The 16,115-nt window shown below is 42.4% G+C and carries 14 protein-coding genes; 7 read left to right on the top strand and 7 right to left on the bottom strand.

What is annotated here, in order from left to right:
- Nucleotides 1-3: 3 nt before the first annotated feature.
- Nucleotides 4-1,503, bottom strand: coding sequence for a sugar ABC transporter ATP-binding protein (locus SPIRS_RS04150; RefSeq protein ID WP_013253421.1), 1,500 nt, complete (start codon nucleotides 1,501-1,503; stop codon nucleotides 4-6).
- A 174-nt stretch (nucleotides 1,504-1,677) separates the two neighbouring features.
- Here SPIRS_RS04150 and SPIRS_RS04155 point away from each other — a divergent pair, with 174 nt between their 5' ends.
- Complete coding sequence (locus SPIRS_RS04155) at nucleotides 1,678-2,475, top strand: DeoR/GlpR family DNA-binding transcription regulator (RefSeq protein ID WP_013253422.1); 798 nt, start codon at nucleotides 1,678-1,680, stop codon at nucleotides 2,473-2,475.
- 285 nt (nucleotides 2,476-2,760) lie between these two features.
- Here the strand turns inward: SPIRS_RS04155 and SPIRS_RS04160 are convergent, their stop codons facing one another.
- The 6 genes from SPIRS_RS04160 to ilvC form a co-directional block, all read right to left on the bottom strand.
- Nucleotides 2,761-3,951 (bottom strand): mandelate racemase/muconate lactonizing enzyme family protein, encoded by a 1,191-nt coding sequence (locus tag SPIRS_RS04160; RefSeq protein ID WP_013253424.1) that lies wholly within the window; start codon nucleotides 3,949-3,951, stop codon nucleotides 2,761-2,763.
- Nucleotides 3,948-5,075, bottom strand: a complete 1,128-nt coding sequence (locus SPIRS_RS04165; protein ID WP_013253425.1) for an iron-containing alcohol dehydrogenase family protein — start codon at nucleotides 5,073-5,075, stop codon at nucleotides 3,948-3,950. The genes SPIRS_RS04160 and SPIRS_RS04165 overlap by 4 nt, the downstream gene beginning before the upstream one ends.
- A 61-nt stretch (nucleotides 5,076-5,136) precedes the next feature.
- Nucleotides 5,137-6,630 carry a tripartite tricarboxylate transporter permease gene (locus SPIRS_RS04170; protein ID WP_013253426.1) on the bottom strand — a complete coding sequence of 498 codons (1,494 nt, stop codon included), beginning with the start codon at nucleotides 6,628-6,630 and terminating at the stop codon, nucleotides 5,137-5,139.
- A gap of 18 nt (nucleotides 6,631-6,648) precedes the next feature.
- Nucleotides 6,649-7,122 (bottom strand): tripartite tricarboxylate transporter TctB family protein, encoded by a 474-nt coding sequence (locus SPIRS_RS04175; RefSeq protein WP_013253427.1) that lies wholly within the window; start codon nucleotides 7,120-7,122, stop codon nucleotides 6,649-6,651.
- Between the two features lie 74 nt (nucleotides 7,123-7,196).
- A complete protein-coding gene (locus SPIRS_RS04180; RefSeq protein WP_013253428.1) occupies nucleotides 7,197-8,171 on the bottom strand; it encodes a tripartite tricarboxylate transporter substrate binding protein in 975 nt (324 codons plus the stop codon).
- A complete protein-coding gene (ilvC, locus tag SPIRS_RS04185; protein WP_013253429.1) occupies nucleotides 8,168-9,181 on the bottom strand; it encodes a ketol-acid reductoisomerase in 1,014 nt (337 codons plus the stop codon). The genes SPIRS_RS04180 and ilvC overlap by 4 nt, the downstream gene beginning before the upstream one ends.
- 131 nt (nucleotides 9,182-9,312) lie before the next feature.
- Between ilvC and SPIRS_RS04190 the strand changes: the two genes are divergently transcribed.
- From SPIRS_RS04190 to SPIRS_RS04215, 6 genes are all read left to right on the top strand, one after another.
- A complete protein-coding gene (locus SPIRS_RS04190; protein WP_013253430.1) occupies nucleotides 9,313-10,014 on the top strand; it encodes a GntR family transcriptional regulator in 702 nt (233 codons plus the stop codon).
- 104 nt (nucleotides 10,015-10,118) lie between these two features.
- Nucleotides 10,119-11,201, top strand: coding sequence for a GntR family transcriptional regulator (locus SPIRS_RS04195; RefSeq protein WP_013253431.1), 1,083 nt, complete (start codon nucleotides 10,119-10,121; stop codon nucleotides 11,199-11,201).
- A gap of 242 nt (nucleotides 11,202-11,443) precedes the next feature.
- A complete protein-coding gene (locus SPIRS_RS04200; protein WP_013253432.1) occupies nucleotides 11,444-12,577 on the top strand; it encodes a sugar ABC transporter substrate-binding protein in 1,134 nt (377 codons plus the stop codon).
- Nucleotides 12,578-12,653: 76 nt separating this feature from the next.
- On the top strand, nucleotides 12,654-13,610 hold the full coding sequence (locus SPIRS_RS04205) for an ABC transporter permease (protein WP_013253433.1): 957 nt from the start codon (nucleotides 12,654-12,656) through the stop codon (nucleotides 13,608-13,610).
- A 19-nt stretch (nucleotides 13,611-13,629) separates the two neighbouring features.
- On the top strand, nucleotides 13,630-15,132 hold the full coding sequence (locus SPIRS_RS04210) for a sugar ABC transporter ATP-binding protein (RefSeq protein WP_013253434.1): 1,503 nt from the start codon (nucleotides 13,630-13,632) through the stop codon (nucleotides 15,130-15,132).
- Nucleotides 15,133-15,141: 9 nt separating this feature from the next.
- Nucleotides 15,142-16,104, top strand: a complete 963-nt coding sequence (locus SPIRS_RS04215; protein ID WP_245537697.1) for an ABC transporter permease — start codon at nucleotides 15,142-15,144, stop codon at nucleotides 16,102-16,104.
- Nucleotides 16,105-16,115: the final 11 nt, after the last annotated feature.

The following is a 16,115-nucleotide window of genomic DNA, read 5'->3' on the forward strand; positions in this document are numbered from 1 at the left end:
GTATTAGCCTCCAAATGATTTATCTAAGATATCTTCTTGGGTTACTTTTCCTTCAACAATATCTTCTCGCTTGAATTCTCCCGTAATCCTCCCTTCATGCATTACCAAGATTCTATTGCTAAGCCACATTACTTCTGACAACTCAGACGATATGAGAATTATTGCCATTCCGGCATGCGTGAATTCGGAAATGAGTTTATATATTTCATCTTTTGCACCAACATCTATTCCTCTTGTTGGTTCATCAAGAATTATTAACTTAGGAGCAATCATTAACCATTTTGCCAGGATGACTTTTTGTTGATTTCCTCCGCTTAGATTTTTCGTTGCAACGCCTACATGAGGCGCCTTTACCGATAGTTGTCTTGTTTTTTCCTTAACGTCTTTTTGTTCCTTTCTGTGATCTATGTATGGAGAATGTTTGATTCTGAGGCTGGGCAGGCTGGTATTCTCAAGAATACTTCGACAAAGGACCAGGCCATACTCACGTCGATCTTCGGTGACCATGGCTATTCCACGTTTTATGGCATCGCTTGTATTCGCTATTTTTATTTTTTTCCCATACCAGAAAACCTCACCGGAATCTAAGGGATCAAGCCCAAAAATGGATTTCATCGTCTCACTTCTTCCCGCTCCCACAAGACCTGAAAATCCCAAGATCTCACCTTCTCGGACACGAAAAGAAACGTCGTCAAAAAAGCCCTTGCGCCTTAACCCTTTAACGGATAAAACTTCCGTGCCAAAAGTTTCACGCCCTATTTTTCCTTTATATTGGACCACACGACCGACCATCATCTGAATGATCTCGTCACGAGTAATGTTCTTCACCGGCCTCGTAGCAATATAGTGTCCGTCACGAAAAACCGTAAGCCTGTCACAAATTTCATGTATCTCTTCCAGTCGGTGAGAGATATAAATAATGCTAATTCCACGGGATTTCAGATCCCTGATCGTTTCAAATAACTGTTTCGTTTCTCCCAAATCAAGAGATGAAGTTGGTTCATCCATAATTACTACTTTTGAACTGCATGAAACGGCCTTCGCTATTTCGATCATTTGCATTTGGGCAATTGTCAGTTCCTTCATTTTTTGTTTGGGCGAAAAGCTAAGATTAAATTTCTTCAAAAGCTCTCTGGTCATACTTTCCTGGGTGTTCGAATCGGTAAATATCCCATGTTTCATCGGCTCTCTATGAAGAAAAATATTTTCCGCAATGGTCATTTCCATGATTGGATTGAGTTCTTGAGGAATCATGCTTATTCCGCTGTTGAGTGCTTCGGCCGGAGTCATAAAATGTATCTTTTCGCCGTCAAACCAGATCTCGCCGTCGTCAGGCTTATATATGCCGACAATTATTTTCATTAAGGTTGATTTTCCGGCACCATTTTCTCCCACCAAAGCGTGAACTTCGCCAGGCAGTATTTGTAGATCGACTTCACTAAGAGCTATTGTTCCGGGGAATCTTTTTGTAATTTTTCTCAACTCCAAGAGGTAATCACTCATTTTCAGTCCTAATCGAAAAATTATTTTGGTTTATCTGCTAAGTTAGGTCATAATAACGCCGTATATTACAGATGTCAATAATTTTTACATTTATTTTTATCGACTTCGATATATTATTGGCATATTATTAATCAACTTGACAGTAATTTGAAATCTTCACTACACTTATGCTATATGAAAGCAAAGTCAAAGACAGATATCAGAAGGCAAAAGATCAGGCAGATGCTCATTTCCAACAACGTTGTATCGATAAACGAATTCTGCCAGTTACTCAAATGCAGTGAATCGACTATCAGAAATGATCTTAAATACTTAGATGCGAAGGGACTGATTACCAGAACATACGGCGGTGCCGTTTTAAATGGCAACACCAGGTACAATGTGGCAATGAATACGCGTTACGGCATGAACGTAGCTGCAAAAGAGGAGATTGCCGACTATATCGTGCATAATGTTCTTGTTGATGATTCGATCATCACCCTTGACAGCGGGACAACGATGGTCGGAATCGCAAAAAAGATTCTTGAAGCTTCGCTTAAACTAACGGTGATAACCACCTCGCTTGCCATTGCTGAAGTATTGAACAGAACCGCAAACATAGATCTCTATCTTACGGGTGGAAGACTCAATCACATAAAAGAGGCCTTTATCGATCAGAGTGCTATTGAGTTTGTCTCTTCAATGTGTTCGGATTTGTATCTTTTTTCTTGTGATGGTGTAGATATCGAGAAAGGATTTACCATTGGAGACCCCGAAGAAGTTGCAATCAAGAAAGCAATGTCACAATTTTCGAAAAGAACCATCTGTGCCGTTGACAGCTCAAAGATAGATCAAATTAAATTAAAGAAAATTTTTGATATCAATGATATCGAAATGATAATAACCGATACTGCAGTGAGTGAAAAGAAAATCGAAAAATTGAGATCGGCGGGGGCAGATATCATCAAGGCGACAAAAAAAACGCAAGCATAATGTTAGATAAGGACGTGCTGAAAATGGGCAGGAATTAGCAGAAAAGAATTTAGGGTTAACTTTTTCCACGTACATATAAAGGGTATACTAATTTGTTACAAAATATACCACATTGAGTATGCTTGCCTGACAGAGCCAGAAGGTGGCACATAGATTGTGAATACGTATGATAACAAAAAAAAGCATCAGGGAATCAATAAGATTCCTGATGCTGAAGATTCGCAAACCTTCCACGGTAATAAAAAGATACATGTTTTCAGAATTGCATCTTCACTTACTTTACTGCTATGTTATTATCATTTTCTCTGACGCCTTTATTGTTTCTTCTGTAAGTTCCTGACCTATCCCAGGTAAACAAGGTGTTTCATAATAACCATCTTTCGGCTGATAATCATATTTGCAGCTATTAATATTATGTGGTAAAAGTGCTCCGGAATGATGCTCATGAATAACAAAATTAGGTATTACGGCTTCCAGTTGCAATGCTGCTGCTTTTGCGATTGGGCCACCGCAAATATGAACCTGAACTCCTATGTCATATACATTGGCCATATCACAAATCTTCTTACCTTCAGTAATCCCTCCGACTAATCCAAGGTCCGGCTGGATAATGGAAAGAGATCTTTTTTCAAAGAATGGTCTGTAGCCCCATCTACTATATATTCTTTCCCCGCTTGCAAGAGGAATCTTCACATTATTTGCTATCTCTTTCATGAGATCAGCATTCAAAGGCATTGTGGGTTCTTCATAATAAAAGCAGTTAAACTGCTCCAATTCCCTACCCAGCTGGATTGCGGAATTTGTATCTGTAAGTGAATGGAGCTCTATTATCAGATCCATATTCTTACCACCTGCTTCTCTCATTGCTCTTACTCTGTCGACCGCAGTAGAAATTTGCTTGTTTTCCAGAAGGCCGGTTGTTTTCCATTTCATCCAGTTGCCATCCAGGTCAAAACCAATCGGATCGACCTTGACACAATCATATCCGTCATCCAGAGCTTTTTGCGTTGCCCAGGCATAATCATCCGGAGTAATCATCGCCTTGCTTTCCGTGCCCCATCCGAATTGCAGCTGACTTGCATAGGCTCTTAACTTTGTATTTGTTTTACCTCCCAGCAGTTGATAGACCGGAACGTTCAAGGCCTTTCCCCTTATGTCCCATAGAGCAATATCGATTCCACTAATACCGCCAAACACAACAGTACCGCCGCCCATTCCCCAGAAAGTGCTTCTAAATATTTTTGACCATATTTCTTCATTATTCATTGGGTCCATTCCAATGATAACCTTAGCGAAATCAGCTGCCATGCCAAATCCGGCATCCCCTGCATTTCCATATGCTAGACCGATTTCCCCGAAACCGGTTATTCCTTCATCGGTATGTACCATGACAACAATAGGATTCCATGGCACGCCTTCAACCCTTTTGCTAACGCCAGTATTTACTTTTACAACCTCAATGCTTGTAATTTTCACTCGAAGACTCTCCTTAAAAAATCATTTAATAAAAAAGTCAAACGCTCAACATCAATATCTCCAGGGATCAGATGGGCATATTCAAGAGCACATGCTTTTTCGGCTATGTCCCTCATTTCGGCAGGCGATATATGTATGTCAGGAATACTTGATAACAGATTCATCCTGTTAATCATGTTCTCAACTTCGGCAATAAGATCTTTTGTTGATGGATAACTACAAAAACAAGCCAATTCCGTCAAACAATCAGGTTCGTTCGAAACTGCATATCTCATTACCGGTACCAGACTTAATGCACAAGCTATCCCATGTGGGACATGAAAATAATCGGCAAAAGGAAAACTAAGCGCATGTATAAGAGTAGTCCGGACCTGGCCAAACGCCCAGCCCCCAAGCATGGATGCATTGCTCAATGAAGAGCGCGCGGTCTTGTTTTGAGGGTCTTCATAGCAACTATAAAGATTTTTTAGGACATCCCGGCAGGCATACATTGCAGCACCTCGACATAGCGAATTGGAACTGGTATTCCAGTATGCTTCAAGAGCATGGGTAAAAGCGTCAATACCTGTTGCCGCCGTTACCGAAGAAGGAACAGAATACGTAAGTTCAGGATCTACAATGGCAGTATCACAGTAAAAGTAAGGGGTCCGGTATCCTGTTTTTCTGTTTTTTTCTGTATCGGTATAAACACCGACGCATGTACACTCGCTTCCCGTGCCAGCCGTAGTAGGAATAAGAATAAGTTTTTTTCGTCCTTTTACGACCTGCTTTCCATATAGATAATCTTCAAAACTCCCATCAGCAGATGAAATACAAGCTACAGCCTTGGCGGTATCCAGAGAACTGCCTCCGCCAAGACCAATACACAAATCGATTTTATTTTCTTTAGCTATTCTCAAAGCCTTGTTCACAGTATGAACCGAAGGATTCGGCTCAACATCAGAGAAAACAGAGATATCACTATTTTTCAAATTATCCGCTATTTTTTTTCGTAGCCCCATCTGTTCAATAACCGGATCACAGATAAAAAGAATCCTATCTTTCGGAGAGCAAAATTGATCAATACGTTTTACCATGCCTTCACCGAATTGGATGTTAACGGGCATATATATAGAATATTCCACAGTGGGTCTCCTGTAATCTTTTTAATTCTTGAGGAAGATAATCAAATGTTTTTGTCAACTTTTACTTTTTTACGTTCTTCTCACAAAAATTCGTATTCTTTGTTTTCCTCAGACCTATCATTAAAAGAATACAGAGTCCATAGAAAAACAAAGCAACAGGACTTTGAAAAAACGGAATGATACTGCCTTCGGTTAGTATCATTGCCCGTCTTAAATTTTGCTCAAACATAGGCGCTAAGACAAGAGCCAGAACCATAGGCGCAATAGGTACCTTCACACTTTTCATCAAGAAAGCAAAGATTCCCAGGACTATTGCTATTTTGATATCAAAGATGCTGTTGTTTATTGCGTAACAACCTATGAGCGAAAGGATCATTACAATAGTAGCCAGGAGGTGTTTAGGTATATGCAATACCTTTGCAAAAAATCTCACGCCTATCAGCCCGAGAAGAACCATAACGATGTTCGAAAAAAAGAAAGCAATGAATATCATGTACGCAGTATCAGCATGCTTAAGGAAAAAATTAGGCCCCGGGGTCAATCCTTGTATTATCAAGCCTCCGAGTAATACGGCGGTAACAGGGTCTCCCGGAATTCCTAACGACAGCAAAGGTATCATGGCACCACCTGGGACTGCATTATTTGCTGACTCACTGGCAATGATTCCTTCCGCACATCCGGTGCCGAATTTGTCCTGATTTTTTGAAGCACGCTTTGCCTCTCCATACGAAATCCATCCTCCGGTAGAGCTTCCTACCGCAGGTACGGCACCTATAAATGTTCCGATAAGAGAACCTTTTATGAGTGTTTTTATATTGCGGAGAAACACTTCAGGTTTTGCATATGTAACCTTTTTTATTGGTTTTATATCATCTGTTGATGTCTGTATATTTGTTATCATGACAAAAACTTCTGATATGGCAAAAAGACCGATAACGGCAGGTATTAACGAGATCCCCTGAAAAAGATGGTAATTTCCGAAGTCAAATCTTGGCAGTCCAAGAATCGGATCCATACCGATAAAGGAGAGGACGAATCCCATCAATGCCGCAATTATACTCTTAAATATGGAGTCGCTTGACAAAAAGCCAATAAGAACAACCCCGATAAGTATAAGTGAAAAATACTCTATAGGGCCGAATGCAAGTGCTATTTTGCCCAGTATTGGGGATAAAAAAGTCAGAACAATAACACTTACGATTCCGCCGAAACCCGAGGCTATTACAGCAATTGATAATGCCTTGCCAGGCTCTCCTCGCTTGGCCATTGGATATCCGTCAAGGGTTGTTGCTGCGGATGCCGGAGTGCCTGGTGTATTTATCAGAATTGCCGTTATGGAGCCTCCATAGATCCCCCCACAATACACAGCAATAAGCATAGGCAGCCCATAGTGTGCCGGCATGAAGAATGTAAGGGGCATCAGCAATGCTACACCCATCACTGCGGTAAGCCCCGGAAGTGCTCCGAAAACGATACCTACAAAGGTACCGAAGAAAATAAATGCGAAGGTTTTTATATTAAAAACTAATAACAATGCTTGTAAGAAATCACTCATTTTATCAACCTCCTTATCTCATGGCAGAGGTATTTTAAATAGATACCCGAAGACAGCATAACAAAAGAGTGTTATCAGTAATGAAGTGATGACACTCTTATGCCATCTAGAATTTGATAGTATTCTAAGCAGTAAAAAAGTAAAAACAGATACGGAAATTAAAAATCCAGCTGGTTTTAGTATAAAAGGAAATACTATCAGAATGACTATAGTTAAAAGCAGCTTTTTATTTCTATCTATTGTTTCAAGGACGGATATAGAATTATTGCTTTTTTCTATTCTTCTCGTTCTTGCTTTAATAATATTTGTCGTTATTAAAAGGATACTATCCAGAATCAGGAGTATCGATATAATGATCGGAAGGAATTTTATTCCGGGGTCAGTTCCTGCCACTACGCCATTGTAGTTTTCCAATAGTAAAGACTGTATGAGAAGGAAAATTCCCAGGGAAAAAAAACCTATCCCGGTTACCAGATCTTTCTTATCTTCCACAATAACATCCTTATTGGTTTATATTATGACGGTTGTTGTCATGTTATCCAGACAACAACCGTACTCAGCTTGGTTTACTTGCCTAAACCGGCTGCTTGTACAGCCTTACCAAAACTATCACGCATTTGATCATCAAGTTTTTTAAGATCTTCAGCTGGAGCCCAAACAATTTCCTGCTTTGTTCTTTCCATAACTTCAATGAATTTCTCATCCTGAGACATTTGTCTGAAAGCCTCCGCGAGGATATCTATTCTTTCCTGAGGGGTACCTTTGGGAACATAAAAGCCTTTATAGGCAGAATTTACTATATCTATCCCTTCTTCGATAAAGGTAGGGATTTCCGGAAAATAACTTGACCGTTTTAATGATGGTATTGCCAGATACTTCAAAGAGCCTGCCTCCACATATTCCATCGTTTCTGCAGGATTTTGAATTATGACATCCACATCGCCCTTTAACAATGCGGGAACTGTTTCTGCTCCACCGTCATACGGCACTTTTCCTATTTCACCACCAGCTTCCATACCAATCATTGTAAAAACCAATGAAAGAGAGTTTGCTGCACCCAATGTTCCGGCTTTTATCTTTCCCGGATTGTTTTTTATTGCCGTAAGCAAATCCCCAAGTGAGTTGTATGGAGAATCTGACCTGACAGTAAGCGCCATAGGGCTGTCGGTCATGGCGCATACCTGTTGAAATGCATCGTATTCATAATCTACAAGCCCTAAATGCGGTGCCAAAATATATGGAGACCATGTTCCATACCATAATGTATAACCGTCGTTTTTTGTGTCGTAGGCAAACTCGTTTGCTGCAACCAATGCTCCTCCACCCGGTTTATTAACGATTAAGAGCGGCTGTCCCAAGTACTTTTCCGCTACCGCCGACAGTGCTCTGGCATTTGTATCGGCGGTTCCACCGGCAGCGAAAGGAACTAAAATGGTAACGGGTTTTGAAGGAAATGGCTTTTCCTGATCCCCATTTGCAAAAGTGCTGCTGAGCCCCACAATGATAAAAAGACTAAGCGAAAATAGTAGAATTTTTTTCATTTCTCATCCCCCTTTCTTTTGTTTGCGTTTAATATTTTTAACAAATCCTGCTCGGATTTAATAAAAGGATGCTTTAGATTGTCCTTCCACAATCGATTGAAAACAGGATATCCTGTTAACTGTTCCGTTTTCCATTCTTTGCTGAATTCGCCTGATTTTATATTCTCAACAATACTTCTGAGTAAGGCTCTGGATGCATCACTGGCAGCGTATTTCCCTCTTGTCTGGTGTCCGTACTGACTTGTTGTGGAATGGTATCGAAGCTGTCCCCAAATCCCAACTTCCTGAGCATTCCGTAAGGTTTCAATGCCTTCTCCGGAAAGATACAGTTCAAGCAATACTGCCTCGGGACTGAAACCGTATTCCTCAACAAGCAACTCATAGGCCATTCTCAGATTATAGAGTTTGAATCCTCCCATGACCTGTTCGCCAAAAAGGTCTACAACGGCTTCTTCTTCAAAACTTGATTCAAATGCTCCGATCTTTGTTGTGCCTATCGCTTTTGCCAACGCAAGCATTATCGTCTTTGCTTTTCCGGTGGAATCCTGATGAACTGCTACCAGGCTCGGAAAACCTTCGCCACTAACAAAGCGGTCCCGAACTCCCTTTCCTATCATTCTTGGTGCAATGAGTACTATATCTACAGTTTCCGGCAGTTCGATAAAGCCAAAGTGCACATTGTATCCGCTTGCAAAATTGATTACATTGCCGTCCTCAATATATGGAGCAATGTCTTCCTCGTAAACTGAAGGCATAATTTCATCTGGAATCAAAAGAAACAAAATGTCTGCTCTTTTGCTTGCCTCTGAGATACTATACACGTCGAACCCATCTTTTTTCCCCTGTGTCCAGCTTGCTCCATCCTCAATGTTGCCGACGATCACGTTAACTCCACTATCACGCATATTTAAGGCTTGAGAGCGACCTTGATTACCATATCCGATAACCGCAACCGTTTTGTTTTTTAATTCATCCAAATTTGCATCATCATCAAAATAAGCCTTCGCCAAAGTAGTCCTCCTAAATTTAAGTAAAGATATTCTAAACGCGGTTTTGTCGTGTTGTCAACAAATTTCAAATTTCAAATTTGAAATTTCAAGATGTTATTGATTTTTTTCATCAATCAAGATTAAATAACGTTATGGAAAATCGATTTGAGAATAATGCTTATCCGTTAAAAAAGATGAACAAGGCAAATATGGTTTACGATATCCTTTATGAAGGAATCATTTCAGGGACATGGAAACCTGGTGACCGATTAAATGACGAAGAATTATCACGACAATTTGGAACGAGCCGGAATTCGGTTAGGGAGGCTTTATCCAACCTGGTAAGAAACCACCTTGTAGAAAAAGAGCACTGGAAGGGTTATAGAGTAAGAAGTCCTCAATGGAAAGAAATAGAAGAAGCCATTGATATTAGAAAGTGCCTTGAACTATATACTATTGATAAAATGAGAAATTTATCTGATGATAAAATTGATGAAGTTATAAAGCTATTGGAGAATCATTTCCAGGAAGCGGAAGAGAAGGTCAATACCAATCAAAATGAATATAAAAAAATCGACATGATGTTTCACCAGATAATCTATAATTCTGTATCGGAATTCTGGCTTACTGATATTGTCGAAAACCTTCATGCAGTTGCCGATATACAAACAAATCGTCTTTCCGTTAGTGTCTATCAACATAAAGAAATTTACAAAAAGCTACTTGATAGAGATTTTGACGGTATGAAAAACAAGATGCAAGAACATATAGAATCATTCAAAAATCGTGCACAAAAAATATATCAATCTAACTTACAGACAAGTAAAGATGAAACCATGGAGAAAAAGGCGTAAGTTGGCTTTTACATCTTCTCTCTCCAAGAAGAACCAAACTTTTTCTTGACAATAGCAAAAAACGACTTGTATAATAATTGTACGTACAAGAAAGGCTAATACAATTGGACAGCAAAATATTTAACGGAACGAAAAAGGAGATGGTCAGGCACTACATCAAGCAGATATTGATTGATGGGACCATTGGATTTGGAATGCGGCTCCCTTCGGAGAATGAGCTGGTGAAGAAATTCCAGGTCAGCCGTCAGACAATCCGGCAGGCCTTCAGTGATCTTGCCAACGAGGGGCTTATTTACAAACAGCAGGGGAAGGGGACTTTCAGCAAGTATAGAAAGAATGCAAGGCAGAAGCAGGCTATCGCCGTTATTACCACATATATTTCCGAGTTTGTTTTTCCGGGAATTGTTTCCGGTATTGAAGATGTTCTATCTGACAAAGGTTACATGATGCTTCTTGCGAATACAAACAACAGCAAGGAAAAGGAAGCTGAATATCTTAGGAATGTCATGGAACACAATGTTGTAGGCGTTATCATTGAACCGTCGAAAAGCGCTCAAGGAAATATTAACTTGCAGATTTTCAATGAAATGAGCAAGAAAGGCATAAAATTTGTGTTCATCAATGCATATTATCCGGATTTCGACAGTTCCTATATCGTTATGGATGATCAAAAGGGTGCTTATATCGTTGTTGAACACCTTCTTCAGCGGGGACACCGGCGAATAGCCTGTGTTTACAAGACCGACGATAGGCAAGGTGTGGACAGAAAAAGCGGCTATTTGCAGGCTTTGGATAGTTACGGTGTGGAGATAGATAATTCACTGATTGGAGAGTATGACACCGCCGGAATGTATCTGTTTCCTTACATGTTTGCCCAGTCGGTGCTTCGTTCAGACAACCCGCCGACAGCCTTTACGTGTTATAACGACCAGAGCGCACTTATGGTTATCCAAGCAATAAAGGACAGTGGTTTGAGGTTCCCGGAAGATGTTTCGGTTGTCGGTTATGACGATTCGATTGAGGTCCTGTCTCAGGATATAGGAATCACTACAATAAAGCATCCTAAAAGGGATATGGGAGTTCAGGGGGCAAGATTCATTATTGATATGATTGAAGGCCGTATGAAGAGGCCGCAGTATGTTTACAAGCCTGATCTTATCGTACGGGATTCATGTAGAAATCTTTAGGTTTTTTATACTAACTTGTACGTACAAGAATATTACAAGTTGTGGTTGTTTATAAGGAAAAGCATGTGGCAATGGCAGCTGCGTTAACGTACACAATGCTCTAAACATTTTCGCTAAAAGGAGGCAAGAAATCATACAAAAAAATTCGATGTGCTGAATCGTACGCAAGCACTGAACTGAGAAGGACAGGGAACCAGTCCTTCTCATATAACGACCACAATACATGTAAGGAGGGTTATGCAATGAAAAAGAATCTTTTGGCACTTGTAATTTCACTCGTGGTAGTCGGAGCCGTTTTCGCAAACGGCCAGTCGGAAGGTGCTGCTTCCAAAACCGCAAAAACAGGCCCAATCACAATCGGTGTTTCAACCTGGTCAATTAATGATTCTTTAGGAAGCCAGGTGAGGCGCATGATCGATGCAGCAGCCAGCGAGCTTGGTGTAAAGGTTGTATATATCGAGCAGTCTCACAAGTCGGAACAGGTCATTTCCTCCGTTGAAAACCTGTGTGCCTCCGGTGTTGACGGTATTATCATCTGCAACTCCGCCGATGCCGAAATGGCGCGTGTAGTTCCCATCGCGCAACAAAACAAGGTATACATTGCCCAATTCTTCAGGAAGATCGGTGACCCCGCAATTAACAAGATAGCACTGGACAGTTCATACTATATTGGATGTACCCATGAAGATGAGACCGCGAATGGCTATGAACTGGGAAGAATTCTGGTCCAGGACAAGGGCTGCAGGAACATCGGAATTACCAGCTACCGCGTTGGCGATGCAACTGCTAATGCTCGTATAGCCGGATATAAGCAGGCGATCGCGGATTGGAACAGTGCATATCCTTCCGACAAAGCCGTACTTATGAACGTTGTTGACGACAAGTACACCTCCGAGGAGGCCCGGCAGGCAGTAGAAGGGATGATCGATGCGAATCCTACGATGGACGGTCTTATTGTCGTAGGCGGCGGCGGTCAACCTCTTGAAGGGGCCCTTGCAGCCATCAAGGCAAAAGAACTTGTGGGTAAGATCCACGTTGCTTCGACGGACTTTACGACGAATCTCGAACAGCAGCTTGCGGACGGTGAAATGTCGGCAATGTCCGGAGGCCATTACGCCGATCCCCTGTTCTCCTTCATGATGGTTTATAACGCTATCAAGGGCAACTATACGAAAACGTCAGATAAGTATCTTGAAGTCATTTTTCCGATGATGTTTGTTGCATCGGCGGAAGACTACGCAGCATTCGACAAATATTTTATTCAATCCTTGCCCTACAATCAGGAAGAACTCGTGAAAATGGCCAACTCCAGCTTTGAAGAATTGAAGATGGCCGCGGCATCTTTGAGCATCCAGGACGTTGTTTCCAGACATTAGGTTGCAACTATATCCATGACATGAACAATACTGGCGGTGTGGTACGTACCGTACTGCCAGTGTTACAGAAGGGACAATGAAAACAGATTTAATTCACAAGAAATCATCCCCTGGTAAACTCAACGGCGCGCTCTTCCTTGTTGGCGTTACGGTGCTCATTTATATGATCTTCAAAATAGTGCGCCCTCACAATTTCGGTAATCTCAGTAGCCTGTCCTCCTATTTTCAGCAGGCACTGCTTCCGACGGTCGCCGCTTGCGGATTCTATTTCATTATCGTTATGGGACTTTTCGATTTCAGTATAGGTGCAAATATAGTCTTGTCTGCAATTGTCGGCGTGCTGCTGAGTCGCAGTTTCGGCTATCTCGGATTGATCGTGGGCCCAGTGCTTGTCGGCACCCTCATCGGTTTTATCAACGGCATTTTATATGTAAGGTTGAAGATACCTTCCATTATTGCGACCGTCGGATTGATGATGGTGTATGAGTGTATAGGAGCTCTGATAGCATCGGGAAGCGTGCTCACTTTAGGACAAAATGTAAGAGCATTTGGCAACGCACCCTGGAACATCGTTCTCGCAGTTATCGCGTTTTTGTTGGCTTTCATTTTCTTGGAGCACACAAAAATAGGGACGTACACCTACGCAATTGGAAGCAATGAAACCGTAGCGAAGAACATGGGAATTGCGATCAATACATATAAGGTTATAGCCTTTGTTCTCTGCGGTTTCTTTGCCGGCATCATGAGCATATTGACTATCAGTTATGGCAGCGCGATTACTGCAAGCACGAATATGTCCAGCATGACGCGGAACTTTACCCCCATTATGGGTTGTTTTTTCGGACTTGCCTTCAAGAAGAGCGTCAATCCCGTTATTGCAATGCTGGTGGGTGAGTTTATCATTACGATGATTTTGAATGGGCTGATTTCGTTGGGTGCTCCGACGACAATACAGAATGTGATCACAGGCTGCACCTTGATCGGCATTGTCGTCCTTACGACGCGGGTGCCCAAGGGCGCGGTGGTCAAGTGATGAAAAGTACGGAGTCTGCATGAATAAGTCGGTAGAGATCCTCAGGGCGGAGAATATCTCCAAATCATTCGGTAATACCCAGGCGTGTAATAACGTCAGCCTCTCCCTTGCACGAGGGGAGGTCCACGGGCTTATCGGTGAGAATGGCTCGGGTAAGTCAACTTTCGCGTCGATGCTGTGTGGTGTATACGCGCCGGACGGTGGAACGTTCTATCTGGACGGAGAAGAGTATAGCGCCCACACCCAGGTTGAAGCCAATGAGAAGGGGGTGGCAATTATCGTGCAGGAGGTCGGAACCTTAAATGGATTGACAGTCGCCCAGAATATTTTCCTGGGAAAGGAAGACAGGTTTACGCGTTTCGGTATCTTTCGACCACATAAGTTGAACAGAACCGTCAATGAAATACTGAAACGGTACGGCTTCGACTATATCAACGCTGGCGACATGATAGACAGTTACGACTACGAAGTACGCAAGCTGGTTGAAATAGTCAAAGCTACCCATTTCGGACCGAAGATCGTTGTTGTCGATGAAACAAGCACCGCATTGTCCCAGGATGGGCGGGACATCCTCTATGACCAAATAAAGAAGATTAGCGATAGCGGAAACACCGTACTGTTCATTTCCCACGATCTTGATGAAGTATTGCAATTGACCGACAGGGTATCGGTCCTGCGGGATGGCAGCTACGTCGACACGGTTGTATCGTCGGAGAGCAGTACGGATCAGCTAAAGATCCTCATGGTTGGCAGGGAAATCGACAGGAAGTACTACCGGACCGATTACGGTGGGACAATAAGCGAAGAAGTGGTGTTGCGGGCGAGGAACATTAACGTTAAAGACAAGATCTTTGACATAGACCTCGACGTTCATAAAGGCGAGATACTCGGTATCGGCGGTTTAAGCGATTGCGGGATGCACGATTTGGCCAAGGCATTTTTTGGGGCGGCGTACAATCGTAGCGGAGAGATCACGACTGCCACGGGCGTTAAGATCAATTCGATACCGGATGCCATCAAAAATGGCATAGCCTATACGGCGAAAGACAGAGACAATGAATCGGTTGTTCTGAATGCCAGTATCAGAGATAACATCACCCTTCTGGCGTTGGCAAAGGTTAGGAAAGGACCTGTCATTTCTCGGACAAAGGAAAACCAATTCGCCCAGAGGCTCGCAGACCAGATGAGTGTCAAGATGCAGGGACTCGAACAATTCGTTGCGGGGCTGTCCGGCGGAAATAAGCAGAAAGTAGTTCTTGCCCGTTGGTTGGGTACAGAGCCTCAAATTCTGATTCTGGATAGTCCGACGCGTGGAATCGATATCAAGGTTAAAGCAGATATTTATTCCCTCATGGATAACCTGAGAAAAGAGGGAAGAGCCATTGTCATGATTTCGGAAGAGCTCATGGAGCTTATCGGGATGTGTGATCGCATTCTTGTTCTGAAGAACGGAAGAATTAACGGAGAGTTTTTCAGGAGCAAAGAATTGACCGAACACGACTTGATTCACCAAATGCTGTAGTAAGGGTATATGATGAAGAAAACATTAAGAGCAGCAAAAAAGCAAACATGTATCGGGGGGAACCTTTTCCAGGCACTGTTGCCCTATATCGGCCTTTTCCTACTGGTACTGATCTTCGGTGTAATGACGAATTTCACCTCTGTTTCTCTGAGAAACCTGCGGTTGATTGTTCAACAGTCTTATGTCCTGATCATCTGTTCCATCGGCGTCTTTTTTATTATGACAATGGGAAGCCTCGATTTTTCCCAGGGCTCCATCATTGGTGTCGCTTCCATTGCTATTGCCTTCTTGGCGCAATGTAATCTTGCCTTGGCTGTCATTGTCGGAATAGTGATAGGCGCGGCTATCGGCTTCATAAACGGATTTCTATTTGTGAAGTTCAAGGTCAGTTCGTTTATCGTCACGATCTGTACAATGTTTATCTTCCGCGGCGTATGTGCGTTTCTCACGACGGAAAAGCCGATGTCTGCCCCCATGTATATGTACTCACTTGATCAATTGTACATTTTCGTGCCGGTGGTTGCCGTCATACTCGGGCTAGGCTGGTTTTTGTTTAGCGGGACCTCTTTTGGAAGAAAGGTAAAGGCAATTGGGGCTGGAGAGACGGCGGCTAAGTTTTCTGGAATAAGAGTCGCGAGTACAAAAATCTTTGTCTATACGCTGGCCGGTGCCCTCGCCGGGTTTGCTGCGACGATCAACACCATCCGCGTCGGCTCCATAACAGCTACTTCAGGTACATTGTTGGAGACGAATATTATGATTTCACTTGTTCTAGGAGGCATGCCGGTAACGGGAGGTTCTAAGAATAGATTCAGCAGTGTGGTCGTAGGCGTACTATTGTTCGCCGTCTTAAATAACGGTCTGGCCCTGTTGCAGATTGATCCCAATATACAGCAGCTGATACGGGGCGTCTTATTTTTGGCTATTGTGGTAGCAACAACCGATAGGAATGTTGCTATTGTCGTAAAATAATTTTAAGAGGT

It is taken from the genome of Sediminispirochaeta smaragdinae DSM 11293 (genome assembly GCF_000143985.1).
Classification (GTDB): domain Bacteria; phylum Spirochaetota; class Spirochaetia; order DSM-16054; family Sediminispirochaetaceae; genus Sediminispirochaeta; species Sediminispirochaeta smaragdinae.